General features: G+C 64.4%; 23 protein-coding genes. 11 read left to right on the top strand and 12 right to left on the bottom strand.

Going from position 1 to position 26901, the window contains the following annotated elements:
• The first annotated feature begins 217 nt into the window (after positions 1 to 217).
• Positions 218 to 1630, top strand: a complete 1413-nt coding sequence (locus CAG34_RS25420) for a cytosine permease (RefSeq protein WP_025338785.1) — start codon at positions 218 to 220, stop codon at positions 1628 to 1630.
• A gap of 124 nt (positions 1631 to 1754) precedes the next feature.
• On the opposite strand, the gene CAG34_RS25415 is transcribed toward CAG34_RS25420, so the two are convergent.
• The 5 genes from CAG34_RS25415 to glnT all read right to left on the bottom strand — a co-directional run bounded on the left by CAG34_RS25415 (position 1755) and on the right by glnT (position 7562).
• The gene (locus tag CAG34_RS25415) at positions 1755 to 3059 is read right to left on the bottom strand and encodes an ammonium transporter (protein WP_085593134.1); all 1305 of its coding nucleotides are present in this window, start codon (positions 3057 to 3059) and stop codon (positions 1755 to 1757) included.
• Positions 3060 to 3212: 153 nt separating this feature from the next.
• Complete coding sequence (locus CAG34_RS25410; protein WP_013973039.1) at positions 3213 to 4538, bottom strand: FMN-binding glutamate synthase family protein; 1326 nt, start codon at positions 4536 to 4538, stop codon at positions 3213 to 3215.
• A 15-nt stretch (positions 4539 to 4553) separates the two neighbouring features.
• Positions 4554 to 5228 carry a protein glxC gene (locus CAG34_RS25405; protein WP_075044959.1) on the bottom strand — a complete coding sequence of 225 codons (675 nt, stop codon included), beginning with the start codon at positions 5226 to 5228 and terminating at the stop codon, positions 4554 to 4556.
• 27 nt (positions 5229 to 5255) lie between these two features.
• Complete coding sequence (locus CAG34_RS25400) at positions 5256 to 6161, bottom strand: glutamine amidotransferase family protein (RefSeq protein ID WP_025338782.1); 906 nt, start codon at positions 6159 to 6161, stop codon at positions 5256 to 5258.
• A 66-nt stretch (positions 6162 to 6227) separates the two neighbouring features.
• Positions 6228 to 7562, bottom strand: coding sequence for a type III glutamate--ammonia ligase (gene glnT, locus CAG34_RS25395; RefSeq protein ID WP_085593132.1), 1335 nt, complete (start codon positions 7560 to 7562; stop codon positions 6228 to 6230).
• Between the two features lie 313 nt (positions 7563 to 7875).
• Between glnT and CAG34_RS25390 the strand changes: the two genes are divergently transcribed.
• Both CAG34_RS25390 and CAG34_RS25385 read left to right on the top strand, forming a co-directional pair.
• Complete coding sequence (locus CAG34_RS25390) at positions 7876 to 8469, top strand: cupin domain-containing protein (protein WP_025338781.1); 594 nt, start codon at positions 7876 to 7878, stop codon at positions 8467 to 8469.
• A gap of 295 nt (positions 8470 to 8764) precedes the next feature.
• On the top strand, positions 8765 to 9694 hold the full coding sequence (locus CAG34_RS25385; protein WP_025338780.1) for a DMT family transporter: 930 nt from the start codon (positions 8765 to 8767) through the stop codon (positions 9692 to 9694).
• A gap of 221 nt (positions 9695 to 9915) precedes the next feature.
• Here the strand turns inward: CAG34_RS25385 and CAG34_RS25380 are convergent, their stop codons facing one another.
• Positions 9916 to 10620, bottom strand: coding sequence for an NUDIX domain-containing protein (locus tag CAG34_RS25380; RefSeq protein ID WP_025338779.1), 705 nt, complete (start codon positions 10618 to 10620; stop codon positions 9916 to 9918).
• Between the two features lie 138 nt (positions 10621 to 10758).
• Between CAG34_RS25380 and CAG34_RS25375 the strand changes: the two genes are divergently transcribed.
• The gene (locus CAG34_RS25375; protein WP_085593130.1) at positions 10759 to 11409 is read left to right on the top strand and encodes an isochorismatase family protein; all 651 of its coding nucleotides are present in this window, start codon (positions 10759 to 10761) and stop codon (positions 11407 to 11409) included.
• Positions 11406 to 12605 carry a nicotinate phosphoribosyltransferase gene (gene pncB, locus CAG34_RS25370; protein WP_085593128.1) on the top strand — a complete coding sequence of 400 codons (1200 nt, stop codon included), beginning with the start codon at positions 11406 to 11408 and terminating at the stop codon, positions 12603 to 12605. Before CAG34_RS25375 ends, pncB begins: the two co-directional genes overlap by 4 nt.
• A gap of 114 nt (positions 12606 to 12719) precedes the next feature.
• Here the strand turns inward: pncB and CAG34_RS25365 are convergent, their stop codons facing one another.
• Complete coding sequence (locus tag CAG34_RS25365; protein ID WP_085593126.1) at positions 12720 to 13607, bottom strand: LysR family transcriptional regulator; 888 nt, start codon at positions 13605 to 13607, stop codon at positions 12720 to 12722.
• A gap of 111 nt (positions 13608 to 13718) precedes the next feature.
• On the opposite strand from CAG34_RS25365, the gene CAG34_RS25360 reads away from it, so the two are divergent.
• Together CAG34_RS25360 and ppnN are read left to right on the top strand one after the other, a co-directional pair.
• Positions 13719 to 14780 carry a YeiH family protein gene (locus tag CAG34_RS25360; RefSeq protein WP_085593124.1) on the top strand — a complete coding sequence of 354 codons (1062 nt, stop codon included), beginning with the start codon at positions 13719 to 13721 and terminating at the stop codon, positions 14778 to 14780.
• A gap of 209 nt (positions 14781 to 14989) precedes the next feature.
• Entirely contained in the window at positions 14990 to 16363 is a 1374-nt protein-coding gene (gene ppnN, locus CAG34_RS25355; RefSeq protein WP_025338773.1) for a nucleotide 5'-monophosphate nucleosidase PpnN, read from the top strand.
• A 417-nt stretch (positions 16364 to 16780) separates the two neighbouring features.
• Here the strand turns inward: ppnN and CAG34_RS25345 are convergent, their stop codons facing one another.
• Complete coding sequence (locus CAG34_RS25345) at positions 16781 to 17923, bottom strand: GGDEF domain-containing protein (RefSeq protein WP_085593119.1); 1143 nt, start codon at positions 17921 to 17923, stop codon at positions 16781 to 16783.
• Positions 17924 to 18088: 165 nt separating this feature from the next.
• Complete coding sequence (locus CAG34_RS28920; RefSeq protein WP_155951618.1) at positions 18089 to 18232, bottom strand: hypothetical protein; 144 nt, start codon at positions 18230 to 18232, stop codon at positions 18089 to 18091.
• On the opposite strand from CAG34_RS28920, the gene CAG34_RS25335 reads away from it, so the two are divergent.
• Together CAG34_RS25335 and CAG34_RS25325 are read left to right on the top strand one after the other, a co-directional pair.
• Positions 18231 to 18578 carry a hypothetical protein gene (locus CAG34_RS25335; RefSeq protein ID WP_178076942.1) on the top strand — a complete coding sequence of 116 codons (348 nt, stop codon included), beginning with the start codon at positions 18231 to 18233 and terminating at the stop codon, positions 18576 to 18578. The two genes, CAG34_RS28920 and CAG34_RS25335, sit on opposite strands and share 2 nt — an antisense overlap.
• Positions 18579 to 18834: 256 nt before the next feature.
• Positions 18835 to 19839: a DMT family transporter gene (locus CAG34_RS25325; protein ID WP_085593114.1), complete on the top strand. Its 1005-nt coding sequence runs from the start codon at positions 18835 to 18837 to the stop codon at positions 19837 to 19839.
• 82 nt (positions 19840 to 19921) lie between these two features.
• Here the strand turns inward: CAG34_RS25325 and pssA are convergent, their stop codons facing one another.
• A complete protein-coding gene (gene pssA, locus CAG34_RS25320; protein WP_085593112.1) occupies positions 19922 to 21250 on the bottom strand; it encodes a CDP-diacylglycerol--serine O-phosphatidyltransferase in 1329 nt (442 codons plus the stop codon).
• A 210-nt stretch (positions 21251 to 21460) separates the two neighbouring features.
• Positions 21461 to 23719, bottom strand: coding sequence for a catalase/peroxidase HPI (gene katG / locus CAG34_RS25315; protein WP_085593110.1), 2259 nt, complete (start codon positions 23717 to 23719; stop codon positions 21461 to 21463).
• A 451-nt stretch (positions 23720 to 24170) separates the two neighbouring features.
• Between katG and CAG34_RS25310 the strand changes: the two genes are divergently transcribed.
• Positions 24171 to 25076, top strand: a complete 906-nt coding sequence (locus CAG34_RS25310; RefSeq protein WP_085593108.1) for a LysR family transcriptional regulator — start codon at positions 24171 to 24173, stop codon at positions 25074 to 25076.
• A 99-nt stretch (positions 25077 to 25175) separates the two neighbouring features.
• Positions 25176 to 25772, top strand: coding sequence for a hypothetical protein (locus tag CAG34_RS25305; RefSeq protein WP_085593106.1), 597 nt, complete (start codon positions 25176 to 25178; stop codon positions 25770 to 25772).
• A gap of 106 nt (positions 25773 to 25878) precedes the next feature.
• Here the strand turns inward: CAG34_RS25305 and CAG34_RS25300 are convergent, their stop codons facing one another.
• A complete protein-coding gene (locus CAG34_RS25300) occupies positions 25879 to 26757 on the bottom strand; it encodes a DMT family transporter (protein ID WP_015270753.1) in 879 nt (292 codons plus the stop codon).
• Positions 26758 to 26901: the final 144 nt, after the last annotated feature.

The following is a 26901-nucleotide window of genomic DNA, read 5'->3' as shown; positions in this document are numbered from 1 at the left end:
CCTCTAGCCCAAGCCCTCCCGCCCCCTGGCACCCTCCTTGCTACCGTCGCTCGCTTAACCTTTTGTCAGCCTTAGGTTTTTTAAGGTTTATGGGCACATATTTACTAATTTCTCGTTATCCCCGCGCCCCGCATCATCGCTCCAACAAGAACGCGTCGCCCTTCGCCGGCACGCCCCCGGGCAGCTCCCGATGCCCTACCTTGCCTTGGAGTCAGTCATGACCAGTGCAGCCAATTCGGCACCCCTCATAGAAAAACACACGATCGGCTACGTGCCCCCGCAAGACCGCCATGGAAAGGTAAGGGATCTGTTCACACTGTGGTTCGGCGGCAACATCGCGCCGCTGCCCATCGTCACAGGCGCGCTGGGCGTGCAACTGTTCCACCTGAACCTGGTATGGGGCATCGTCGCCATCCTGGTCGGCCACCTGGTCGGTGGCGTACTGATGGCGCTGCACTCGGCCCAGGGCCCGCAGATGGGCATCCCGCAGATGATCCAGAGCCGCGCCCAGTTCGGCTCGCTCGGCGCGCTGCTGGTGGTGGTGATCGCCGGTGTCATGTACATCGGCTTCTTCGCCTCCAACATCGTTCTCGCCGGCAAGTCGCTGCACGGCGTGGTCGATGCCGTGCCGGTACCGGTGGGCATCGTCATCGGTGCGCTGGGCTCGGGCATCATCGGCATCATCGGCTACCGCTTCATCCACGTGCTCAACCGCATCGGCACCTGGGTGCTGGGTATCGGCATCGTGGTCGGCTTTGGCTACATCTTCAGCCACGTGCAAAGCGACGACTTCCTCACCCGCGGCGGCTTCAACCTGGCCGGCTGGCTGGCCACCGTGTCGCTGGCGGCGCTGTGGCAGATCGCCTTTGCGCCCTACGTGTCGGACTACTCGCGCTACCTGCCGGCGGACGTGAAGGTAAGCTCGACGTTCTGGACCACCTACCTGGGCTCGGCCCTGGGTTCGAGCCTGTCGTTCATCTTCGGCGCCGTGGCGGTGCTGGCGATCCCGGCCGGCATGGACACCATGGACGCGGTCAAGCTGGCCACCGGTACCCTCGGCCCGATCATGCTGGTGCTGTTCCTGCTCAGCGTGATCAGCCACAACGCCCTCAACCTGTATGGCGCAGTGCTGTCGATCATCACCCTGGTGCAAACCTTCGCCCACCGCTGGATCCCCACCGCCAAGAGCCGCGCCGTGCTGTCGCTGGTAGTGCTGACGGCCTGCTGCGTGGTGGCGGTGTTCGCCTCGGCGGACTTCATCGGCCACTTCGTCGACATGGTGCTGGTGCTGCTGGTGGTGCTGGTGCCGTGGACAGCGATCAACCTGATCGACTTCTATGCCATCCACAAGGGTGACTACGATATCCAGTCGATCTTCCAGGTCGATGGCGGCATCTACGGGCGCTACAACCCGCAGGCGCTGATCGCCTATGCCGTGGGCATCGTGGTGCAGATCCCGTTCATGAACACGCCACTGTATGTCGGGCCGATTTCCGAGCATATCAACGGAGCGGACCTGTCGTGGCTGGTGGGGCTGGCGGTTACTTCGCCGCTGTACTGGTGGCTGGCCAGCCGTGACAGCGCCTACCGTCGCCGGCAGATGAGTGCCAAGGTGGCCATGGGGCACTGATTCACCAGTGCCGGCCTCTTCGCGGGCTTGCCCGCTCCCACAGGATGTCACCGGCCTCGAAGGCTGTGGTGTCCCGGTGGGAGCGGGCAAGCCCGCGAATAGGCCGGTACAGGCAACACATCAATCAGAGGTTGTAGGCCCGCTCATTGTGCTCAGCCAGGTCCAGCCCCTGTTCTTCCTCTTCCCGGCTGGCCCGCAGCCCGATGGTCAGCTTGATCGCCCCCAGAATCGCCCAACTCACCACAAAGCAATACACGAAGGTGAACGCCACCCCCTTCAACTGCACCAATGCCTGCCCGACCGGTGACGCACCCTCCACATAACCGCCCAACGCAGGCGCGGCAAAGACCCCGGTAAGGATCGCGCCGACCATTCCGCCCACGCCATGCAGGCCGAACACATCCAGGCTGTCGTCGTAGCCCAGCGCCTGCTTCAACCGGGTCACGGCAAAGAAACAGATGGCCCCGGTCAACAGCCCGATCACCAGCGCGCCCAGCGGCCCGACAAATGCACAGGCCGGGGTAATCCCGACCAACCCTGCCAAAGCCCCTGAAGCCGCACCCAAGGCCGTCGGCCGACCATGCGCCACCTTCTCGGTCAGCAACCAGCCGACAATCCCCGCACAGGCCGCCACCATGGTCGACAGCATCACCACCCCCGCCGCCTGGTTGGCCGCCAGCCCCGAGCCGACGTTGAAGCCGAACCAGCCCACCCACAGCAACCCGGCGCCCACCAGGGTGAAACCGAGGTTGTGCGGCGGCATGGCCACCTGCGGGTAGCCCTTGCGCTTGCCCAGCATCAACGCCGCAGCCAGCGCTGCCACGCCGGAGTTGATATGCACGGCGGTACCGCCGGCAAAGTCCAGCACACCCCAGTTGACCATCAATGCCCCCGGCCCGCCCCAGACCATATGCGCGATCGGCGCGTACACCAGCACGAACCAGGCGGCCATGAACAGCAACGAAGCACTGAACTTCATGCGCTCGGCAAAACCACCGGCAATAAGCGCCGGGGTGATGATGGCGAAGGTCAGCTGGAACACCGCGAACACGCCTTCGGGGATGCTACCGACCAGGCTGTCATGGCCGATGTCCAGCATCAGCGCCTTGCCCAGCCCGCCGATGAAGCTGTTGACGGTCAACTGCCCCTCGACCATGCCGGTGGTGTCTACCACCAGGCTGTAGCCGAACAGCACCCAGAGAATGCCGATCACCCCGGCAACGGCGAACAGCTGGGTGAAGACCGAGAGGAAGTTCTTGGCCCGCACCATGCCACCGTAGAACAGTGCCAGGCCCGGGATGCACATCATCAGCACGAACATCGCGGCGCAGATCATCCAGGCGGTGTTGCCGGTGTCCAGGGTGGGGTCGGCGGCGTGGGCCCGGGTGGTCAGGGCTAACAACATTACAGCGAGGGTGAGGTACTTCATGGAGTCACTCCTGTGTGAATGGTGGGGGTGCCCTGGGGCTGCCTTGCAGCCCATCGCGACACAAGGCCGCTCCTACAGGGGGGCGATACGCGGTCCCCTGTAGGAGCGGCCTTGTGTCGCGAAAGGGCCGCAAAGCGGCCCCCGACGGTCAACTCAATACTGCGCCTGCCCCGGCACCCAGGCGGTCCCCGCCAACGGCACTCGCGCCATCGCCGCAGCCTCCACGGTCAACGCAACCAGGTCCTCCGGGTCGAGGTTGTGCAAGTGCGACTTGCCACACGCCCGCGCCATGGTCTGCGCCTCCAGCACCAGCACCCGCAGGTAGTTGGCCAGGCGGCGCCCGGCCTCCTCCGGGTTCAGGCGCCTGGCCAGCTCCGGGTCCTGGGTGGTAATGCCGGCCGGGTCGCGGCCGTTCTGCCAGTCGTCGTAGAAACCGGCCGCAGAACCGATCTTCTTCAGTTCGGCATCCAGCCGCGGGTGGTTGTCACCCAGCGCGATCAACGCCGCAGTGCCAATGGCCACCGCATCAGCCCCGAGGGCCATGGCCTTGGCCACGTCGGCGCCATTGCGAATACCACCGGAGACGATCAGCTGCACCTTGCGGTGCATGCCCATTTCCTGCAGCGCCTGCACTGCCTGCGGAATGGCCGGCAGGATCGGGATGCCGACGTGTTCAATGAACACTTCCTGAGTCGCGGCAGTACCGCCCTGCATGCCGTCGAGCACGATCACATCGGCACCGGCCTTCACCGCCAGCTTTACGTCGTAGTACGGGCGGCTGGCGCCGATCTTCACGTAGATGGGTTTTTCCCAGTCGGTGATCTCGCGGATCTCGGCAATCTTGATCGCCAGGTCATCCGGACCGGTCCAGTCCGGGTGGCGGCAGGCGCTGCGCTGGTCGACGCCGATCGGCAAGGTGCGCATGCCGGCCACGCGCTCGGTCACCTTCATGCCCAGCAGCATGCCGCCACCGCCCGGCTTGGCACCCTGGCCGAGGACGATCTCGATGGCATCGGCCTTGCGCAGGTCGTCGGGGTTCATGCCATAGCGCGACGGCAGGTACTGGTACACCAGGTGCTGCGACTGGCCGCGTTCTTCCGGGGTCATGCCGCCGTCGCCCGTGGTGGTGCTGGTGCCGGCGATGGTCGCACCACGGCCCAGCGCCTCTTTGGCGTTGGCCGACAGCGCGCCGAAACTCATGCCGGCGATGGTCACCGGGATCTTCAGGTGGATCGGCTTCTTGGCGAAGCGGGTGCCCAGCAGCACATCGGTGCCGCATTTCTCGCGGTAGCCTTCCAGCGGGTAGCGCGACACGCTGGCACCGAGCAGCAGCAGGTCGTCGAAGTGAGGTACGCGGCGCTTGGTGCCGCCGCCGCGGATGTCGTAGATGCCGGTTTCGGCGGCACGCTGGATTTCCTGGATGGTCAGGCGGTCGAAGGTGGCCGACTCACGCAGTACCGGGGGGAATTGCTCGCTCATGGGAATGCTCCTGGATCAGTACGCGCTGGCGTTGTCGACTTTGAAGTTGTACAGCTGGCGAGCCGAGCCGTAGCGTTTGAAATCGGCAGCCTTGTGCTCCAGGCCGGCCTTGTTAAGCAGTTCCTGCAGCTCTTGCAGGTGCTCGGCACGCATCTCTTTCTCGATGCAGTCCGAGCCCAGCGACTGCACCGCACCCTTGACGTAGATGCGCACCTCATACAGCGAATCGCCCAGCGCATCGCCGGCGTCGCCACACACCACCAAACGCCCGGCCTGGCCCATGAAGCAGCTCATGTGGCCGATGCTGCCGCCGACGACGATATCCACGCCCTTCATGGAAATACCGCAGCGCGCGCCGGCATCACCCTCGATCACCAGCAGCCCGCCATGGGCTGTGGCGCCGGCGGCCTGGGAGGCGCTGCCCTTGACCCGCACCGAGCCAGACATCATGTTCTCGGCCACGCCGACACCGACGTTGCCATGCACGGTGACGCTGGCCTGCTGGTTCATGCCGGCGCAGTAGTAGCCGGCGTGGCCTTCGATATCCACGGCCACGGCGGCGTTGATGCCCACGGCCAGGTTGTGCTTGCCGTCGGGGTGGGTCACCCGCCATTCGTGGTCCTGCACCTCACCGTGCAAGGACTGGTTGAGGACACGCACCGAGGTGCTGGAAAGGTCGATCGTCTTCATGTGGTTCTCCAGTGGTTCGGTGGCAGGTCAGGCGCTTTCGCGTTCCCAGACGTACAGGGTGGCCGGGGCCGGTTCCCAGACCTTGGCGTTCTCGATGCCCGGCAGGCTGGCCAGCGCCTGATACTCCGAGGCCATGGCCACGTAGTCGTCGGTCTCGGCCAGCACGGCGGGCTTGCAGGCGATCGGGTCGCGGATCACGGCAAAGCCGTTGCGGGTGCCGATGGCGAAGGTGAAGAAGCCGTCCAGGTCTTCCAGGGCGCCATCCAGGGCCTGGGCCAGGCTGTCGCCCTGCTGCAGGCGCCAGGTCAGGTAGCCGGCGGCCACTTCGGTGTCGTTGTCGGTCTCGAAACTGATGCCTTCGCGCTTGAGCTCCTGGCGCAGGCGGAAGTGGTTGGACAGCGAGCCGTTGTGCACCAGGCACAGGTCGGCGCCGGTGGAGAACGGGTGGCTGCCTTCCATGGTCACGGCGCTTTCGGTGGCCATGCGGGTATGGCCGATGATGTGGCTGCCTTTCATGCCGGCCAGGCCGAAGCGGCTGGAGATTTCCGCCGGCAGGCCCATGCCCTTGAGGATCTCGATGCTCTGCCCGGCGCTCATGATGCGCACGTCAGGGGCCAGTTCGCTCAAAGCCTGGCGGGCCGATGCCTCGTTGGTGTGCACCTTGAGCACGGCGGCGCTGGCGTTCTGGAACCAGTCCAGCGAGCAGCCCAGGCGCCCTTCCAGCTGCCCCATCAGCGCCGCCCAGGGGTAGTTGATGTCAGTGGCCTGCAGGGTCAGCTTGACCCAGCCATCGGCCACTTCGTCGCCGTAGATGGCAAAGCCGGCGCTGTCCGGGCCACGGTCGGTCATGGCTTCGAGCATGGGTTCGAAGAGCTTGCCGAGCTGGGCTTCCAGCTCGGGCTTTTTCAGGTACAGACCTACGATTCCACACATGGTGATGCTCCTTACTAGGCAGTGGGCGACCGCGTTCGTGCTGGCCGCCCAAGGGATTGGGGGCGGTCAGAAGAATTCGGTGTAACGCTGGATTTCCCAGTCGGAGACGTGGCGGCAGTACTCCACCCACTCCATGCGCTTGAGCTTGATGAACTCGTCGACGATCTCGGCGCCCAGCACTTCGCGGAACAGCGGGTCGGCCTCCAGGGCGTCGGCGGCTTCCTTCAACGACTGCGGCAAGGTCTTGATGCCGCGTGCGGCAATCTCTTCCAGGCTCAGTTTGTAGAGGTTCTCGTTGCACATCTCGCCCGGCTCCAGCTGACGGTCGATGCCATCGAGGCCGGCAGCGATGATCGCGGCGGTGACCAGGTACGGGTTGCAGCCAGCGTCCGGCAGGCGGAACTCCAGGCGGCCATAGGGGATGCGCACCATCGCCGAGCGGTTGTTGGCGCCGTAGGCGACAAACGCCGGGGCCCAGGTGGCGCCGGATAGCGAGCGGCCGACCACCAGGCGCTTGTACGAGTTGACCGTGGGCGCGGCGAAGGCGCATAGCGCCGGGCCATGGGCCAACAGGCCTGCGGCAAAGTGGTAGGCCAGCTTCGACAGGCCCATGCCGCTGCTGTCGGACGGGTCATGGAACAGGTTCTTGTTGGTGCTGCTGGCCAGCGACAGGTGGAAGTGCATGCCATTGCCGGCGCGCTTGGGGTCGGGCTTGGGCATGAACGAGCAGATCATCCCCAGGTCGTTGGCGATCTCGCCGGCGGCCATGCGGAAGAAGGTGAAGCGGTCGGCCGACTCCATGGCGTCGCTGTAGGTGTAGTTGATCTCGAACTGCCCGTTGGCGTCCTCGTGGTCGATCTGGTAGATGTCGAAGCCCACCGGCTGCAACGCCTCGGTCAGGCGCTCGAGGAACAGCCGCGAGCGCGACAGGCCCTTGTAGTCGTAGCACGGCTTGTCGAGGTTGTCGGAGGCGTCCACCAGTTGCAGCTTGCCGTCCTCGTCGCGGCGGAACAGGCTGAACTCGGGCTCAAGGCCAGTGTTCAGGGTCCAGCCTTTGTCGGCCAGGCGCTGCACCTGCTGCTGCAACACGTAGCGGCTGTCGTAGGGCCAGGGTTGGCCGTTTACGTGGCCTACACACACCACCCGGCCGTAACCCGGCTGCCACGGTACCGGGATCAAGGTGGAAAGGTCGCCGCGGGCCATGAAGTCGGGGCCGTGCGGTTCCATGCCCATGCCGCAGATGGCGAACCCGGCAAAGCCGGCGCCCTCCTCGGCCACCATCTTCAGGCCCGAGACCGGCACCGATTTGGTCTTCGCCGAGCCATGGATATCGACGAACTGCGCCAGCACGTACTTGATGCCGTGCTGATCGAGGGTGCGCTGGGTTTCTGCTGGCAACATGGGTTGAACACTCCTGGGTAAGGGGCAATGATTCCGCATGGGAAACTTACTTTACTCACAGGAATGCAATGTGCTTGCCAACTTTGATCAGGGTGCGGCCTTGTGTTGCCTGTTCGGGCCTCTTCGCGGGCCTGTGGGAGCGGGCGTGCCCGCGAAGAGGCCGGTACGGGCAACCCAAAACCCAAGCAGATTTCCATGCTCCATTATGGGAAACTTGTTTTCACCCGAGGAAAGATGCAGCCACCGCAGCTGCATTTCGCACTTTCCCAGTGCGAAAACTTTATTCTTGAACTGAAACCGTGCAGGACATTCGATGCCAACCGAAACCGAACCGCGCCTTCGCCTGGAGCAGTACCTGGGCCTGCAGATCAAGCGCCAGCGCCAGGCCCAGTCCCTCAAGCTCGCCGACGTGGCGCGCATCGCCGGCATCAGCCAAGGCATGCTGAGCAAGATCGAGAACGCCCAGGTGTCCACCAGCCTCGACACCCTCAGCCGCCTGTGCGATGTGCTGGGCATGCCGATGGCCAAGCTGTTCAGCCAATATGACCAGCCCGACGGCAATGCCTTGTTGGTGAAAGCCGGTGAAGGGCTGGAGGTGGTGCGCCGCGGTACCGAAAAAGGCCACACCTACCATTTGCTCAATCACGCCAGGGGGCCGAAGAAGAACTTCGAGGCGTACATGGTGACCATGGACGACGCCAGCGAAGAGTTCCCGACCTTCGCCCACCCCGGCACCGAGTTTCTCCACTTGCTGGAGGGTGAACTGGTGTACCGCCACGGCAACCAGCTCTATCACATGCAGGCCGGCGACAGCCTGACCTTCGACGGCGAGACCCCGCACGGCCCCGAGCAGCTGGTGCAGGTGCCCATCCGCCTGTTGTCGATCATGAACTACGGCGACGAGTGACGCGGCGCAGCAAGGCAACAACCGATGTCGCGATCAGACAAGCACACGTCGCCCGCGATCGGCTTCAGAACTGTGTCTACAAAAATAATACACACATCGACCAGCCCCGCGCCGTGGGCTGATCGGTGCGGTATTCGCGAGTAAAACAGCCTCGCTTCACAATTCCAACGCTGTGGCGCCTTTTTGCACCGGGCAGTTCGTCCGGGCTCATAACGATAAAACTCCCAGTATTAGAGACCCGCGCCGCGCCAGCCGGGAGTGTTTGCGCGCGCCACATTGTGAAGACTTGACTGCCATGATCGCGACTTCAATCCCCGTAGCCGGTGCTGCCACCGGCCACCGTAACGCCCTGTGCGTTGCCCATATCGCCGCTGTGCTGTTCGGCCTGACCGGTATCCTCGGTCACCTGATCGAGGCCGACGCCAGCATCATCACCTTCGGCCGCGCCACCTTCGCCTTCATCGCCCTGGGCTTCGTCGCCGGGCTCAAGGGCACGCGTCTGCTCGACGCCCTCACCCTGCGCAACCTGCCGGTGCTGGGCCTGACCGGCGCCCTGCTGGCTGCCCACTGGGTAACCTTCTTCATCGCCGTGAAGGTTGGCGGCGTGGCAGTGGCCACCCTGGGCTTCGCCAGCTTCCCGGCGTTCATCGCCATGATCGAGCGCGGCGTGTTCGGCCAGCGTATCGGTGCCGTGCAAGGTTTGCTGCTGCTGATGGTCACGGCCGGTCTGGTGTTGGTGGTACCGACCTTCGACCTGCTCGACAAAGGCACCGTCGGGCTGCTCTGGGGCCTGGGCTCGGGCCTGGCGTTCGCCCTGCTGACCGTGGCCAACCGCCGCAACGGCTCGAGCATGAACGCGATGCAGGTGGCGTTCTGGCAGAACGTGGTGGTGGCTGCGCTGGTGGCGCCGTTTGCCTTCACTCACCTGGGCAACACCAGCCTGGCTGGCAGTGACTGGGTCAACCTGGCGCTGTTGGGCGTGTTCTGCACCGGGCTGTCGCAGTTCCTGTTCGTCAAGAGCCTGGAAGGCCTGGAAGCGCGCACGGCCGGCATGATCATCGCGCTGGAGCCGGTGTACGCGATCATCGGCGCCTGGTGGTTGTTCGGTGAACAGCCAAGCCTGCGCATGGCCGCTGGCGCTGCGCTGATCGTGCTGGCGACCATCCTGGCGGCGGCGCGCAAGGCACCAGCGGAACAAGGCGATACCAGCCGCTGCGCGCATTGATGAATGTGCTTGCCTGAACGGGCCTCATCGCCGGCAAGCCGGCTCCCACCCGGCCGCTTAGACCTCAAGCATTGTGCAGTACCTGTGGGAACTGGCTTGCCGGGGATGAGGCCAGAACAGGCAGCACAAGACAGTTACTCCCACAGGGTAAACACAGGGCTCTAGCCTGATGCTTTACCTGTGGGAGCTGGCTTGCCGGCGATGAGGTCGGGTACAGGCGACTAAGCGCCCTCAGGCAGCAGGCTGCGGTCAAACATGAACGCCCGCTCCCCCTGTGGTGTGTACTGATACAACTGCTGCGGCCGGCCCAGCCTGGGCTGGTTCTTCTCCCCGGTATCCCTGACCCACCCCAGCTCGCGCAAGCGCTCCAGGCGTTTGCGCAGCGAGGTGTTGTTCACCGCCTGCCCCAGGCACGCCTGCACCGCACCTAGCGCATCCAGCACAGTGAACTTCTCCGCCAGCAGGTACAGCGGCAGGCTGCTGTACACCGTCTTCGCCGCCAGCCGCTCACGGGCCCGCTCCACCAACAGGTTGTGATCAAAGGGCAACAGCACCTTGCGCGCCAATACGCTGTCCAAGTCGAAAAACGCCAGTTGCTCGCCCTCGACGACCTGCCCGGGTTCGAGCAATGCCAGGTAATAGGTGCTGAGTGACCACCCACGCGGGTCGCGGAAAGCATTGCCCTCGGTGCCTACCTGTTCCATGTAGCACGGTACGACCTGGGTTTTCTCGCGCAGCGCGCGTTCGGCAGCAGCTTCCAGGCTGGTGTCGGGGGTGCGGCCATTGACGATCACCCCGGGCAAGGCCCACTGGCCGGCATGCGGTTCACGCTCACGACGGTGCAACAGCACCTGCAGATGCTGAGCTTCGGGGGCCATGCGCAGGGCGACGATATCGACGCTGGCCAGGACTTCGACTGCATTCACCGGGCGACTCCTTGTTCAAGCTCACCATAATCCACCAGAGCATCTAAGTAAGGCAAGCAGAAAGCCCGTTTCAAAAGCTGCTTGACACACTTAATACACCAAGTGAATTATGTATCCATTCCAGCGAGGAGAACCGCCATGAAGATCGCCAGTTTCGATGTCGACGCCCAGAACGGCTTCACCAGCAACGTGCCGCAAGAGCTGCCGGTTCCCGAAGGCAATGAAATCGCGGTAGATCTTAATACCATGGCCTTGCGCGCCGACCTGCGCCTGGGCAGCAAGGACGCCCACCCGGCCAACGCCGCCTGGGTGGTCGCCGACCCCGCGCACATGCTGCAGCCCCTGCAACTGGCCAACGCCGACCTGACCTGGGTCAGTCACTGCGTCCCCGGCACACCCGGCTTCGAGTTGCTGCCCGGCCTGCCGGCCCCCATCGATTACGACTATTTCGTGTGGAAAGGCGTCGAGCCCGATCTGCACCCCTACGGCGCCTGCTACCACGACCTGGCCGAACGCCGCTCTACCGGGGTGATCGAGTACCTCAAGGTGCAGCAGGTGGGCGCGGTGATCGTCGGCGGCCTGGCCCTGGACTATTGCGTCAGGACCACCGCGCGCCAATTGCGCCAGGCCGGTTTCCAGGTGCTGTTGTACCTGCCGGCCTGCCGCGCCCTCACCCAGGCAAGCGCCATCGAGGCGTGTGGCGCCCTGGCCGCCGACGGCGTGATCCTCTGCGGCGACGAAGCCGCGCTCGACCACCAGCTCTCTCTGATCAAGGAGGACCGCCCATGAGCGACAGCGTTTTCGGCCCACGCATCATCCAGAACCTGCTGGACACCGACTTCTACAAGATCACCATGATGCAGGCGGTGCTGCACAACTACCCCAACGCCGAGGTGGAGTGGGAGTTCCGCTGCCGTAACGGCGAGAACCTCGCACCTTACCTGGCGGAAATCCGTTACCAGGTCGAGCAACTGGCCGATGTCAGCATCACGCATGACCAGCTCGCCTACCTGGAGAAGATCCCGTTCATCAAACCGGACTTCATCCGCTTTCTCAGCCTGTTCCGCTTCAACCTGCGCTATGTACAGGTAGGCCTGGATGATGCCGGGCAACTGGCGATTCGCGTGCGCGGGCCGTGGTTGCACGTGATTCTCTACGAGATCCCGCTGCTGGCGATCATCAGCGAGGTGCGCAACCGCTACCGCTATCGCGAGGTGGTGATCGAGCAGGTCCGCGAGCGCCTGTATCAGAACCTCGACTGGCTGAAGGCCGAGGCCAGCGCCGAAGAACTGGCCGGTTTCCAACTGGCCGACTTCGGCACCCGGCGGCGCTTCTCCTACCGGGTGCAGGAAGAGGTGGTGCACATTCTGAAGCGTGACTTCCCGGGCCGCTTTGTCGGTACCAGCAACGTGCACCTGGCCCGCGAATACCAGCTCAAGCCGATCGGCACCATGGCCCACGAGTGGTTCATGGCCCACCAGCAACTCGGCCCGCGCCTGGTCGACAGCCAGGCTGCCGCGCTGGAATGCTGGGTGCGGGAATACCGGGGGCTGCTGGGCATCGCCCTGACCGACTGCATCACCATGGACGCGTTCCTGGGCGACTTCGACCTGTACTTCGCCAAGCTGTTCGATGGCCTGCGGCACGATTCGGGCGACCCGCTGGCCTGGGCGGAAAAGGCCATTGCCCACTATGAGCGGCTGGGGATCGACCCGAAGAGCAAGACCCTGATCTTTTCCGACGGGCTGGACCTTGCCAAGGCGCTGGGGCTGTACCGGGCGTTGCATGAGCGGATCAATGTGAGCTTTGGCATTGGCACCAGGCTGACCTGCGATATCCCGGGGGTGGAGCCGATGAACATCGTGATCAAGATGACGGCCTGCAATGGGGCACCGGTGGCCAAGATTTCCGACAGCCCGGGCAAGACACAGTGCCGGGATGAGAACTTCGTGGCCTATCTGAAGCATGTCTTTCGGGTGGATTGAGGTTGCCTGTGCAGGCCTATTCGCGGGCTCGCCCGCTCCCACAGGTACTGCACCGCATTCAAGAACCGTGAGAAACCTGTGGCAGCGGGCAAGCCCGCGAAGAGGCCTGCACAGTCACCCCACCTCTTGCAGGCCAACACACAACTCCAGGAACCGCGCCGCAGCCCGCGACGGGGTGGCTGCATGCGGCACCAGAATGGAAAACCGCCGCACCAACGCCTGCGGCACAACCTGCAACCGCTGCAACGCCCCATCTTCATGCCGGATCGACATCGCCGACACAAAACCAATCCCCATCCCGGCCCGCACTGCCTCCTTCACCCCCTCCACCCCGGCAATCTCCAGCGCCACGCGCATCGCCACGCCGCTGCGGGCAAATGCCCGCTCGACGATCTGCCGCACACCCGAGCCACTCTCGCGTAATACCAACGGGTAAGCCCCCAGCGACGCCAGCGTCTGTCGCTCACTGCCAGCCAGCGGATGACCACGCGGCACGATGGCCACGATCTCGTCCTCCCGCCACGCCGTCACCGCCGTGCCCAATGGCAGTTCCTGCCCAGGCGGCCCTTCGATCAGGGCGATATCGACGCTGTCCAGCGCAGCGACGATTTCTGCCGTATTGCCGTTGGAAGTGCTCACCAGCACCTCCGGGTAGCGGGCATGGAAATCGGCAATTAGGTAAGGCAGCAGGTAGCTGGCCGGCGTGGTACTGGCGCCGATGCGCAAGGTACCGCGCTCCAGCCCGCGCATGGCCTCGCGCAATGCCTGGGCCTGACGGAAGGTTTCGCGCAGGCGCTCGGCATGGGCCAGCAATTGCTCGCCGGCTGCTGTCAGCCGCACACCACGGCCGGCGCGCTGATACAGCGGCTCGCCAAAGGCCTCCTGCAGCAGCTTGAGCTGGCCAGACACCGCCGGCTGCGACAAATGCAGGGCCTGGGCCGCATGGCTGATGTTGCCGTGCTCGGCGACGGTGGCGAACGTTATCAGTTGTTCTGGGGTCATGAATGAAAAATATCAGATAAACGGATATTTGCCATCCTAAATTACGATTTTTTATAAGCTTATAACCAGATTAACGTAAGCCATGTCGAAACACCTTTCCGGAGGACTCACATGGCCACGGCTCCGTCCAACCCCGCCTTTGCACCTACCCTCTCTACCCGAGGGCGGCTCAATGGCATCCTGTTCGTCGCGCTGTTCGCACTTGCGGTCACCCAGTTGGCCGCCCTGCCCGCCATCGCCAACCTGGGTATCAGCCCGCTGATCGTCGGTATCGTCGCCGGTGCGCTTTACGGCAATGCACTGCGTGACGGTGTACCGGCAAGCTGGGCGGCGGGTATCAACTTTTCCGCCCGCGGCCTGCTGCGCATTGCCGTGGCCTTCTTCGGCCTGCGGGTAAGCCTGCAGGAAATTGCCGAAGTCGGCTGGTCCGGGCTCATCGTGTCGTTGCTGGTGGTGTCCAGCACCCTGCTGATCGGCCTGTGGTGCGGCATGAAGCTGTTCAAGCTGGACCGCGATACCGCCTTGCTGACCGCGGCCGGCAGCGCCATCTGCGGCGCCGCCGCGGTTCTGGCCTTCGAGTCGGCGCTGCGCAGTGCACCGCACAAAAGCGCCATGGCGGTTGGTAGCGTGGTGCTGTTCGGCACCCTGTCGATGTTCCTCTACCCATTGGCGATCAATGCCGGCTGGCTGCAGCTGGACGCCATGGGCGCCGGGCTGTTCCTGGGTGGCACCATTCACGAGGTGGCCCAAGTGGTCGGTGCGGCCAGCAACGTCAGCCCCGAGGCCACGCATATCGCCACCATCGTCAAGATGACCCGGGTGATGCTGCTGGTACCGGTGCTGCTGGTGGTGGGCCTTTGGATCAGCCGCGCGCGCCAGCCGGGCCAGGCACAGGGCAACGGGCGCATCGCCATGCCCTGGTTCGCCTTTGGCTTCCTCGCGCTGGTACTGGTGAATTCGCTGCAGGTGTTGCCGGGCAGCGTGACCCAGGCGGTCAACAGCCTGGATACCTTCGCCCTGACCATGGCCATGACCGCGCTGGGGATGGAGACGCGCCTCAGCCAGATTCGCCAGGCCGGGCCGCGGGCGCTGGCCACCGGGGCGATTCTCAACCTCTGGCTGGTGTTTGGTGGCGTGGCGATTACCCTTGGCGTGCAGAAGCTGTTGGGATGACTTGAGACCGAGTCGCCTGCTTCGCGGGCTTGCCCGCTCCCACAGGTCCAGCGCAAGCCTGAAAGCAGCGCGGCCCCTGTGGGAGCGGGCAAGCCCGCGAAGAAGCCAGCCTGGTCTCAAGCTTTTTCCACTCCCCCCTCGTTGCCGTCCACATTTCTCGGTATGGTGTTGTCAAAGAAGGATGTTTTACCCGCACAGGAAAGACTTAGATGCCTCAACGCAATGTCATCAATGCATCCGTCAGCCCCAAAGGCAGCCTGGAGACGCTGTCACAACGTGAAGTGCAGCAACTGAGTGAAGTCGGTACCGGTAGCCTTTACACCCTGTTCCGCCAGTGCGCCCTGGCCATCCTCAACACCGGCGCCCATGTCGACAATGCCAAGACCATCCTCGAGGCCTATCAGGACTTCGAGGTGCGTATTCATCAACAGGACCGCGGCGTGCGCCTGGAGCTGCTGAATGCCCCGGCAGACGCCTTCGTCGATGGCGAAATGATCGCCAGCACCCGTGAAATGCTGTTCAGCGCCCTGCGCGACATCGTCTACACCGAAAGCGAGCTGGCCAGCCAGCGCATCGACCTGGAAAGCTCCCAGGGCATCACCGACTATGTCTTCCACCTGCTGCGCAACGCTCGCACCCTGCGCCCGGGCGTGGAGCCGAAGATGGTGGTGTGCTGGGGTGGCCATTCGATCAGCAGCGAGGAATACCAGTACACCAAGAAGGTCGGCCACGAGCTGGGCCTGCGCAAGCTGGACGTGTGCACCGGCTGCGGCCCGGGTGTGATGAAGGGCCCGATGAAGGGCGCCACCATTGCCCACGCCAAGCAGCGCATGCACGGCAGCCGCTACCTGGGCCTGACCGAGCCGGGCATCATCGCCGCCGAAGCGCCCAACCCGATCGTCAACGAACTGGTGATCCTGCCGGACATCGAGAAGCGCCTGGAAGCCTTCGTCCGTGTCGGCCACGGCATCATCATCTTCCCGGGCGGTGCCGGCACGGCCGAGGAGTTCCTCTACCTGCTGGGCATTCTCATGCACCCGGACAACCAGAACCTGCCGTTCCCGGTGGTACTCACCGGCCCGCGCAGTGCCGAGCCGTACCTGCAACAGTTGCACGCGTTCGTCGGCGCTACCCTGGGTGAGGCGGCACATCGCTTGTACGAGATCATCATCGATGACCCGGCGGAAGTTGCCCGACACATGGTCGAAGGGCTCAAGGCGGTCAAGCAGTTCCGCCGCGAGCGCAACGATGCCTTCCACTTCAACTGGCTGCTGAAGATCGAGGAGAGCTTCCAGCGGCCGTTCGACCCGACTCACCAGGCCATGGCCGACCTCGACCTGCGGCGCGAGCTGCCAGCCCACGAACTGGCTGCCAACTTGCGCCGGGCGTTTTCCGGTATCGTCGCCGGCAACGTGAAGGACAAGGGCATCCGCCTGATCGAGGAACACGGGCCGTATCAGATCCGTGGCGACAGCGCCGTGCTTGACCCACTGGGCCGGTTGTTGCAGGCGTTCGTCGACCAGCATCGGATGAAGTTGCCTGGCGGCGCGGCGTATGTACCGTGCTACCAGGTGGTGACCTGATTCGCCATTCTTGCTGACTTGCTGAGGCCCCATGGATGGGGCCTGCAGCTATTTGGCTTTTTGGATGTGGGCATTTGCATCGAGTAGACATTCATTCGCGATGGTGGCGCCAAGTCACCTTTCCGCCCTTACGGCGGGTCCCTTTTTGTCGTGGCAAAAAGGAACCAAAAACCGTCGGCTCCCATCATCCGGCCCCTACGCTTCGCTCCGGGGTCCCCTCGCTATGGGCCTGCTCCCGGGAGTACGCGCTGCAGGCCCCATCCATGGGGCCTCAGCGCTTGACGGGCATCCATGCCCGTCACCTCCCTCCGCAGTCCCTTCGCTCGGCCTCCTGAAGTCGCAATAGGCGGCGCCTGAACTATCGCGCGCTTAGAAGCAAAAGCAAAGGCAAAGGCAAAGGCAAAGGCAAAACTGCTACTAACTGAGGTCGGCCATCGGTCGTTCGACGAAGCGGATGCTGTCGCGCCCACCGCGCTTGGACTGGTACAAGGCGACATCCCCCTGCTCGATCAAGGCCGCAAGGCTCGTCGGCGGTTGGTCGAACAGGTTGGCGCCGATGCTAAGTGTGACCGGCTGCGGCGTAGGTACCGTCTTGCTGGCATACTGCTGGAACTGCTCGCGCAGCAGTCCACCCAGCTCCATGACCCGCTCGCTGCTCGCACCACACAGCAGAATGACGAACTCATCACCGCCCAGCCGCGCCGCCAGCGAGCGCTCGGGCAACACCGTACGAATCATCTCGCTCAGGGCAATCAGCAAGCGGTCCCCTGCAACATGCCCGTGCAGGTCGTTGACCAGCTTGAAGTTGTCGATGTCGATCAGTAGCAAGGCCCCGGGCTGCGCCGGATCCACTGCCTTGAAGAAAGGCCCCGCCCGCACCTCCAGTGCGCGTCGGTTGTACAGCGCCGTCAACGGGTCACGGGCCGCCAGGCGGGCAATCCGCTCCTCGCGCCGGTAGCGCACGGTGCCGGTCATCGACAAGGCAATCAGCATGATCGCCATCGCACCTTCGACCAACGAAACCTGAATGATCAGCCCGCCGAAGGTGGCCAGGTCAATCAGCGTACCCGGTGTGATCGCAATGATCGCCTTGGCCACATAGAACAACCCATGCACCAGCAACACATAGCGCAACTGCACCGCGCCAACACTCAGCGACTTGCCATGCGGCCGCAACAGCCAGCTGGCCTTGAGCGTCAACAGCGCCACCAGCAACGAGTTGACCATCAACATCACCTTCGACCACTGCGGCCCAACAGGCAACAGCAGCAAGGCAAACCACACCAGCACGACCGATAACCAGATACGCGACAGCCGCACCTGGGTGAAGCGCAACACCCCCACCAGGAAGAACCAGTGCGCCACCACCAGCAAGCCGTTGGCGAACCAGATACCGATCAGCAAAAAACCGATGCCACGCAGCAAGGCCAGGGTGGAACCAATCGTGATGGTGGCAAAGCCTGCGCTCCAGAACAGCAGCGACGGCTCGCGTACGCTGCGCCACTCGATCGCCAGGTACAACGCAGCCGCGGCAGCCAGAGCGATCGAGATAGTGAGCATCGTGGGTGGATCAAGCGCCATGAACGGTTTGGCCTATCTGGTTGACGAGGAAAAGGCCCGATTGTATGCGCTCGTGATGACTTTTCAGAGGAGCCTTACACCACCAGCCTGCAAATGATAGCCCAGCCCTGGCCAATACCCGTGCGAGTGAATGTCATATTGACATCAGCCTGTCATTTGCACCACAAAAACCGCTGTCGTTATGACAACACACCAGCGCAACACGCCCATCTGCAAGGGCTGCCCAGCTGGCACGAAAGCTGAACCATTCTCTTTCGCCACTACCTGCCTTGCGGAAATAACCATCATGAAAAATATCCTCCTCCCTCTGGTGATGTCCCTGTCCATCGCCCTGCCCGCCTGCGCCGACGAGGTACTCTCGGAAAGCCCCGACAACACGCTGGGCTATGGCGCCGGCGGCGTCAGCGGCCTGATGGTCGGCGCCGCGCTCGGTGGCCCGTTCGGCGCCATCGCCGGTGCAGCCCTGGGTGCATTTGGCGGCGCCGCCGTGCAACAAGGCAGCGGGCACAGCGACGCGGCCTACGTGGTACGCCATGACGACGGCAGTACCCAGCGTTATCGCTCGCCCAATGCCCGCTTCAAGCCCGGTGATCAGGTGCAGGTGAGTGGTATTCGCCTGGCCCCGGCGCAGTAAGCCATTGCCCGGACAAAAAGCTCACCAGTTGCCGCCCATGTGAGCTCAGGCGCTCCCAGTCGCGGAAACACAAACGTAGCTCCAGGGTGGCCCAGCTTTCCGCCAGGGCCACCCGACACATCGGCAGCTCCTGCACGCGCACGGCGGCTGTTCGGGCAGCATGGCCAGGTTCATCGCCAATTCCTCGATAAAGCGCTGCTAGTAGGGCTGCCTTCAGTTCAGAATAACCCTGTCTTTCTTCTGCCGCGGGTGCCCCATGAACGCATTACGCAGCCTGATCCAGCGCCAACTGCAAAGCGGCGCCCTGTACGCCGTGCTGGCGGCCCTGGGTTTCAGCTTCAAGGCCATCTTCGTCAAGCTCGCCTATGCCGCAGGGCCGGTGGACGCCATCAGCCTGCTGGCATTGCGCATGGGGCTGTCGCTGCCGATGTTCGCCTGGCTGGTATGGGCCAGCCGTGGTCAGGGCAGCGCACCGCTCAACCTGGGCGATGGGCTGCGTGTCGCGTTGCTCGGGCTGCTGGGCTACTACCTGGCCAGCCTGTTCGACTTCTATGGGCTGCAGTACATCAGCGCCGGGCTGGAGCGGCTGATCCTGTTCACCTACCCGACCCTGGTGCTGGTGTTCCAGGCCATCGCCCTGCGTGAGCGGCCAAGCCTGCGCACCTTGTCGGCCATGGGCCTGTGCTACCTGGGGCTGGGCATTGCCTTTGTCCACGACGTCAGTCTGGCCGGGGCTGGCCAGCAGGTGGTGCTGGGCTCGCTGTGGGTGTTCGCCAGTGCGGTGACCTACGCGCTGTATTACTCCGGCACCGGCATGATGCTCAAGCGCATGGGCTCGATGCGCCTGGCCGGGCTGTGCGGTACTGCGTCCTCGCTGATGGTGCTGGCGCATTACCTGGTGGTGGCACCGGTCGGGCAGTTGTGGGAGTTGCCAGGCGCAGTGTGGGCCAATGCCGGGTTGATGGCGGTGTTTTCCACGGTGTTGCCGATCTACTGGGTGGCGCTGGCGATACAGCGCCTGGGGCCGACCCATACTGCCGCGGTGGGCAACCTGGGGCCGGTGCTGACGGTGCTGGCATCGTGGGCGATCCTGAGCGAGGAGATTTCGCTGTATCAGGTTGTCGGGTTGGCGGTGGTGCTGTTTGCGGTGTCGCGACTCAAGCCGCGGGGCAAACAGGGAACAAAGGTGGCACAGCCTGGCGCGGACTCTGTAGGAGCGGCCTTGTGTCGCGAAAGGGCTGCAAAGCAGCCCCAGCAATAGCGGCGGTGACGCTGAAATCGAGGGGCCGCGTTGCGGCCCTTTCGCGACACAAGGCCGCTCCCACAAAAACGCTTGAATTCCCTCAGAGCACCCGCTTGATCAGCGGCTCCAGCCGGCTATAGCGCAGCCGCCGCAGGAACTTGCGCACTTCCTTGGGGTGCTCGGCCTTGACCCCCAACTCCTCTGCCGAGCCGATCTTCGGCGCATGCCGGCGCAACTCGGTCAACTCTGCCTCCCGTGGCCCCAGCCATTGCCCTTGCGGGTCATCGATCAGCAGGCCGTTCTCCAGGTCCAGGTTGAAGCCGCGCGGGTTCAGGTTGTTACCGGTCAGCAACGAATAGCGCTGGTCTACCCACACGCCCTTGGCATGAAAGGTATGTCCGGGGTCATTCCAGATCCGCACCTGCAGCTGGCCGCTGGCAATCGCAGCGTGGCGACGTCGGGTGAAGGCGCGCAGGTTGTCTTCGTACAGGTAGGGCAACGCGCCGCTGGCACTGAACGGCTCGCCGGGGGCGATATAGAAGTCGTTGGCCGTGCGGTCACCAACGATCAGCTCCACCCGCACGCCACGCGCCAGGGCATGGTCGAGCTCGCGCATCAGCACCCGGGGCGGGTTGAAATACGGCGTGCTGATGATGACCTGCGAGCGCGCCGCCGCCAGCAAGGCGCACAGTGCCCGGTTCAGCGGGTTGCCACGGCCCACACCCAACAGCGGGATCACCCGCAGGCCCTGCCCCGCTGCGCTGGCCGGTGCCTCATAGGCCATGCGCCGCAGCCGCGCACGCAAGCGCCGGATGTCGCCGCGCAGGCTGCGGGTGGAGGGTGGCGCCGGCAGGTCGAGGCGCGGCGTGGCGGTGTGGTGCAGCAGGCGCCGCACCAGCCCGACCATCGCGTCGGCCAGCTCTGGTGACTGGAACAGGTGGTAGCGGTCCAGGCGATAACGATCGAAACGGTGCAGGTACACGTTGTTAAGGCTGGCGCCGGTGTAGATCACGCAGTCGTCGATGATGCTGCCCTTCAGGTGCAACACGCCAAACAGCTCGCGGGTCTGCACCGGTACGCCATGGATGACGATGTCCAGCCCATGGTGCTGGCGCTGGGCCTGGTACCAGGCGGCGTTACCCGGCTGGCGCCCGGCGCCCAGCAGGCCGCGGCGGGCACGGAACCAGTCGACCACGATGGTGATTTCCAGCCCCGGCCGCGCGGCCTTGGCCTGGTACAAGGCATCCAGCACTTCCTGGCCGGCCTCGTCTTCCTGCAGGTACAGCGCAACGATGACGATACGCCGGGTTGCGGCGCGGATGCGCTCGAGCAGGCAGGCGCGGTAGGCCTTGGCATCGGGCAGCACCTGTATCGACTCGGCCGACATGGCGTAGCCTGGCAATGCCGCCAGCATGGTTTCGGGGTTCACGAACGATCACCTTCTGTGTGCAATCACTGTCGTGCATCAGCTTGCACAGGAAGATTGAAATGGTCCAGCCCTCGGAGAGCATGGGGCTGCTTTGCAGCCCTGTCGCGACACAAGGCCGCTCCTACAGGTTCGGCGCCGCATTCGGCGGTGGCTTGTAGGAGCGGCCTTGTGTCGCGATAGGGGCGCAAAGCGCCCCCATTTCTGACGAAGCTATTTCAGGTCAAAGCGATCCAGCTCCATCACTTTCTCCCAGGCCGCGACAAAGTCCCGCACGAACTTGTCCCGGCCATCACTGCTGCCATACACCTCGCTCAACGCCCGCAACTGGGCATGGGAGCCGAACACCAGGTCAACCCGGCTACCGCTCCACTTCACCTGCCCGGTCTTGCGGTCGCGCCCTTCGAAGGTTTCGTTATCCGCCGAGGTCGGCTTCCACTCAACGCCCATGTCCAGCAGGTTGCGGAAGAAGTCGTTGCTCAGGGTACCGACCTTGTCGGTGAACACGCCCTGCTGGCTGCCGCCATGGTTGGCGCCGAGCACGCGCAGGCCGCCGATCAGCACGGTCATTTCCGGCGCGGTCAGGGTCAACAACTGGGCCTTGTCCAGCAACAGCTTCTCGGCCTTGACGCTGTAGCGGGCCTTGGTGAAGTTGCGGAAGCCATCGGCCAGCGGCTCCAGCACGGCGAACGACTCGACGTCGGTCTGCGCCTGGGAGGCATCGGTACGCCCCGGGCGGAACGCCACGCTGACGTTGTGCCCGGCGTCCTTGGCAGCCTTTTCCACTGCGGCGGCGCCAGCCAGGACGATCAGGTCGGCCAGGGAGATTTTCTTGCCGCCGGCATTGAACTCGGCCTGGATCTTCTCCAGCGCCGCCAGCACCTTGCCTGTGCCCTGGTTCGCCGGCCAGTCCTTCTGCGGCGCCAGGCGCAGGCGGCCACCATTGGCCCCGCCACGCTTGTCCGAACCGCGGAAGGTCGACGCCGCCGCCCAAGCTGTGGCCACCAGCTCGCCAACGCTCAGGCCCGCCGCGAGCACCTTGGCCTTGAGCGCGGCAATGTCCTGCTCACCCACCAGTGGGTGGTCGACTTTTGGCAGCGGGTCCTGCCACAGCAGCTCTTCGTTGGGCATTTCCGGGCCCAGGTAGCGCGCCAATGGGCCCATGTCGCGGTGGATCAGCTTGTACCAGGCGCGGGCGAAGGCGTCTGCCAGCTGCTCAGGGTTGTCCTTGAAGCGGCGGGCGATCGGCTCGTAGATCGGGTCGAAGCGCAGCGCCAGGTCGGAGGTGAGCATGGAAGGCGCGTGGCGCTTGGCCGGGTCATGGGCATCCGGCACGGTGCCTGCCCCCTTGCCCTCCTTCGGCCGCCACTGGTGGGCACCGGCCGGGCTCTTGGTCAGTTCCCAGTCGAAGTTGAACAGATTGTTGAGGTACTCGTTGCTCCATCGGGTGGGGGTCGAAGTCCAGGTCACTTCCAGGCCGCTGGTGATGGTATCGCCACCCTTGCCGCTGCCGAACTTGTTGGCCCAACCCAACCCCTGCAGCTCCAGGCCTGCAGCTTCCGGCTCCGGGCCAACGTTGTCGGCAGGGCCGGCACCGTGGGTCTTGCCGAAGGCGTGGCCCCCGGCGATCAGCGCCACGGTTTCTTCATCGTTCATGGCCATGCGGCCGAAGGTGTCACGGATGTCCTTGCCCGAGGCTACCGGGTCGGGGTTGCCGTCCGGGCCTTCCGGGTTCACGTAGATCAGGCCCATCTGCACAGCAGCCAAGGGGTTTTCCAGGTTACGCTCGCCGGACAGGTCCCGGCTTTGCTCCTCTGGGTGCTTGGCTGGCTCTGCTACCAGGTCACCCTGGCCTGGCGGCTGGGCCTTGACCTGCTCATTGCCATAACGAATGTCTCCGCCCAACCAGACCTTTTCCGAACCCCAGTACACATCTTCGTCCGGCTCCCACACGTCGGCACGCCCGCCGGAGAAGCCGAAGGTCTTGAAGCCCATGGATTCGAGGGCGACGTTGCCGGTGAGCACGATCAGGTCGGCCCAGGAAATCTTGTTGCCGTACTTCTGCTTGATCGGCCACAGCAGGCGCCGGGCCTTGTCCAGGCTGACGTTGTCCGGCCAGCTGTTGAGCGGGGCGAAGCGCTGCTGGCCAGAGCCTGCACCACCCCGGCCATCGCCGATGCGGTAGGTACCGGCGCTGTGCCAGGCCATGCGGATGAACAGCGGGCCGTAGTGGCCGAAGTCGGCGGGCCACCAGTCCTGGGAGTCGGTCATCAAGGCGGTCAGGTCTTTCTTCAGGGCCTGGAAGTCGAGGCTCTTGAACGCCTTGGCATAGTCGAAACCCGGGTCCATCGGGTCGGACTTGGAGGAATGTTGGTGAAGAATTCTCAGGTTGAGCTGGTCAGGCCACCAGTCACGGTTGGTGGTGCCGCCACCTGCGGTTTGATGGAACGGGCATTTCGATTCGTTCGACATCTGCGGGTACCTTTGGGTCGGTTATCCAGATTTCCGGTCTTTGCCAGGTGTTCTTTCAGCCGAGCGCGTGGGCTCGTGCTACCCCTCATCAGGTCTACACGGGGCTTGCGAAGCTGTCACGACGGGGTTGGTGCGGTCTTGCACGCAAGTGCTGACACGCCGCCCGCTCGCGGAATTCGCGGGGCCAGGGGAAAGACTAGCCGAGCTTGGACAGAGTTCTAATAGAGTGGCTATTGAGGGGTGATAGGTTGGCTCTGTCAGGGTCATGCCTGTACTGGCCTCTTCGCGGGCGCGCCCGCTCCCACAGGACCTGCGCAGGTCTCGAGAACTGTGCAGTACCTGTGGGAGCGGGCATGCCCGCGAAGAGGCCGGCACATCCATACAAGGCAATCAGGCTGGCCACATGCTTCAATACACCGCCACCCCCTCTACTCCGGAACCCGCCCCCCTCATGAACCGCAACGACCTGCGCCGCGTCGACATGAACCTGCTGGTACTGTTCGAAGCCCTGATGATCGAACGCAACCTGACCCGGGTCGGCGAAAAACTGTTCATCACCCAGCCCACCGTCAGCGCCGCCCTTGCCCGCCTGCGCGAGCTGTTCGACGACCCGCTGCTGATCCGCAATGGCCGGGCCATGGAGCCCACGCCACGGGCCATGCAGATCTTCGCCGAGCTGGGGCCGGCCATGGATGTGATTTCCGCTGCCATCAGCCGCGCGCGCGAATTCGACCCGGTCCACAGCTGCAACGTGTTCCGCCTGGGCCTGTCGGACGATGCCGAGTTCGGCCTGTTCCCGGCCCTGCTGCAGGCCCTGCGCGAAGAGGCCCCGAACATCAGCGTGGTGGTGCGCCGGGCCAACTTCCTGCTGATGCCGGGGCTGCTGGCCAGCGGCGAGATCTCGGTGGGCGTGAGTTACACCACGGACCTGCCGGCCACCGCCAAGCGCCGCAAGCTGCGCAACATCGGCGTGCGAGTGCTGCGCGCCGATGACCGCCCGGGCCCGCTGACCCTCGACGAATACTGCGCCCGCCCGCATGTGATGGTGTCGTTCTCGGGCGACATGAGCGGCAATATCGACCTCGACCTGGCGCGCATCGGCCGCTGCCGCAAGGTGGTGCTGGCGGTGCCGCAGTTCGGCAGCCTGCGCGCCCTGCTGCGCAACACCGAGCTGATCGCCACGGTGCCGGACTATGCCGCCTGCGCCCTGGCCGACGACGGCAGCCTGCGCGCCGACCCGGCGCCGTTCGACATCACCGAGGCCGAACTGTCGATGGTCTGGAGCGGCGCCCAGGACAATGACCCGGCCGAGCGCTGGCTGCGCGAGCGCATCCTGCAGTTCATGGCCACGCAGTGATGCATCGACCTCATCGATAGCCACCATGAATGCCATCAAGTTCCGCTGCGGCCAGCCCGGGCGGAAGATGGCGGCATTCGCTGATTGATGAGGCCTCCCATGAAAACCGGCATGATCGCTGCCCTGCTCGCCTTGCTGGCCGCCCTTGGCGGTTGTGCCAGCCCTGCCGCTACCGACGCGCAGCCCTACGGGCACTTCTATTCGGCCACGGCCATTTCCAGTGTCGCCCTGGCCCCCGGCCAACGGGTGGCGGTGCTGCTGGGGCGAGACGCCGAAGCAACCCTCGAATACCTCGGCAGCCATCGCACCCAGGCAGCCGCGCCGACCCAAGGCCAGCGTGCCCCTGTTGCGCCCCTGGGCAGCGAGAGCCAGGCGTATGACTGGCTGGCGCGGTCACTGGCGCAGCAGTTTGCCGAAGTGACTTTCTATGACGACCTGGACACGCTGCTGGGTGACCACCCGGATGTGATCGTGCTGCTGGACACCGAAAGCCGTTTGGCCAGCGCGGATATCGAAAGCCGGGTGGTAGCGCGCTTTTTCGATGACCAGCTGACCTACATCGGCCGCGCTGAAGGGCGAGCCAGCAAGCGCCTGGACGATGTGGCGCGGGTGGCCGAGGATGAACGGGCGGTGCAGGCGGATGCCTTGCGCGACTTTGACGATTCGTTGCAGGCGTTGTTGAAGGGTCGCGTTTGAGGGCCCTTTCGCGGGTGAACCCGCTCCCACAGGTACAGCGCCCTGTCCACGGGCTGCGCTGTACCTGTGGGAGCGGGTTTACCCGCGAAGAGGCCACTACAGGTTGTCACTTACCCCGCTGCATCCACGCCGCCCCCAGCCCACTGAGGCAGATCACCGAGATGCCCACCAGGCTCAGGGTATCCGGCACCTGGCTATAGACAACCAACCCAAGCAACCCGGCAAACACGATCTGGCAGTAACTGAACGGCGCCAGCAAGGCCGGTGCCGCATGGCGGAAGGCCTGGGTCAGCAGCAGGTGCGCAGTCATGCCAAAGCCACCCAGCGCCAGCATCAGCAGCGCATGGTCCCAACGCGGCATCTCCCAGAAGAACGGCACCAGCGCACTCATCGCCAGGGTGTTGCACAACCCCGCATAGAAGTTGCTGGTGGTCGGGCTGTCATGCGCGGCCAGGATGCGCGTCAGCAACTGATAGAAGCAGAAGCCCAGCGCCGAACCGAACGGATACAGGATGGCCGGGGTGAACATCGCCCCGCCCGGGTGCACCACCACCAGCACACCGATGAAGCCCATCACCACCGCCACCCACTGCCCCACCGTCACCCGCTCCTTCAGCAACGGCGCCGACAGCGCGGTGACCAGCACCGGGGCCAGGAAGTTGACCGCCGTGGCCTCGGCCAGCGGCAGGTACTGCAGGCCGGTGGTGAACAGCAGGCTGGTGCTCAACAGGCTCAGGGCACGTAACGTCTGCAACAGCGGGCGGCGGGTGCGCAGCACGTTGAGGCCGGCCTTGGGCAGGAAGATGCCGGCCATCAGCAGCGTGTGCACCACATACCGCGCCCACACCACCATGATGATCGGGTACAGGCCGCCGAGGAACTTGGACAGGGCATCGTGACTGGCGAACAGGAACGTCGCCACCACCACCAGGGCGATGCCGCGCAGGGGTTGGTTGACTCCGGACAGCGGTGTGCTGGAACTCATGGCACTCTCGATGACGGCGCGGCTGGATGCGGCGCCCAGGGAAGGCCGCGCAGGCGTTGCCTGGCGGATGCAACAGCTCGGATTCTAGAAGAGATGCCAAAGAATAAGGAAGTTCAATTGCCGCCAGCCAAGGCCGACTGCAAT

Source organism: Pseudomonas sp. B14(2017), from assembly GCF_002113255.1.
GTDB classification, from domain to species: Bacteria; Pseudomonadota; Gammaproteobacteria; order Pseudomonadales; family Pseudomonadaceae; genus Aquipseudomonas; species Aquipseudomonas putida_Z.
This window is presented reverse-complemented; position numbering and strand designations above follow the sequence as displayed.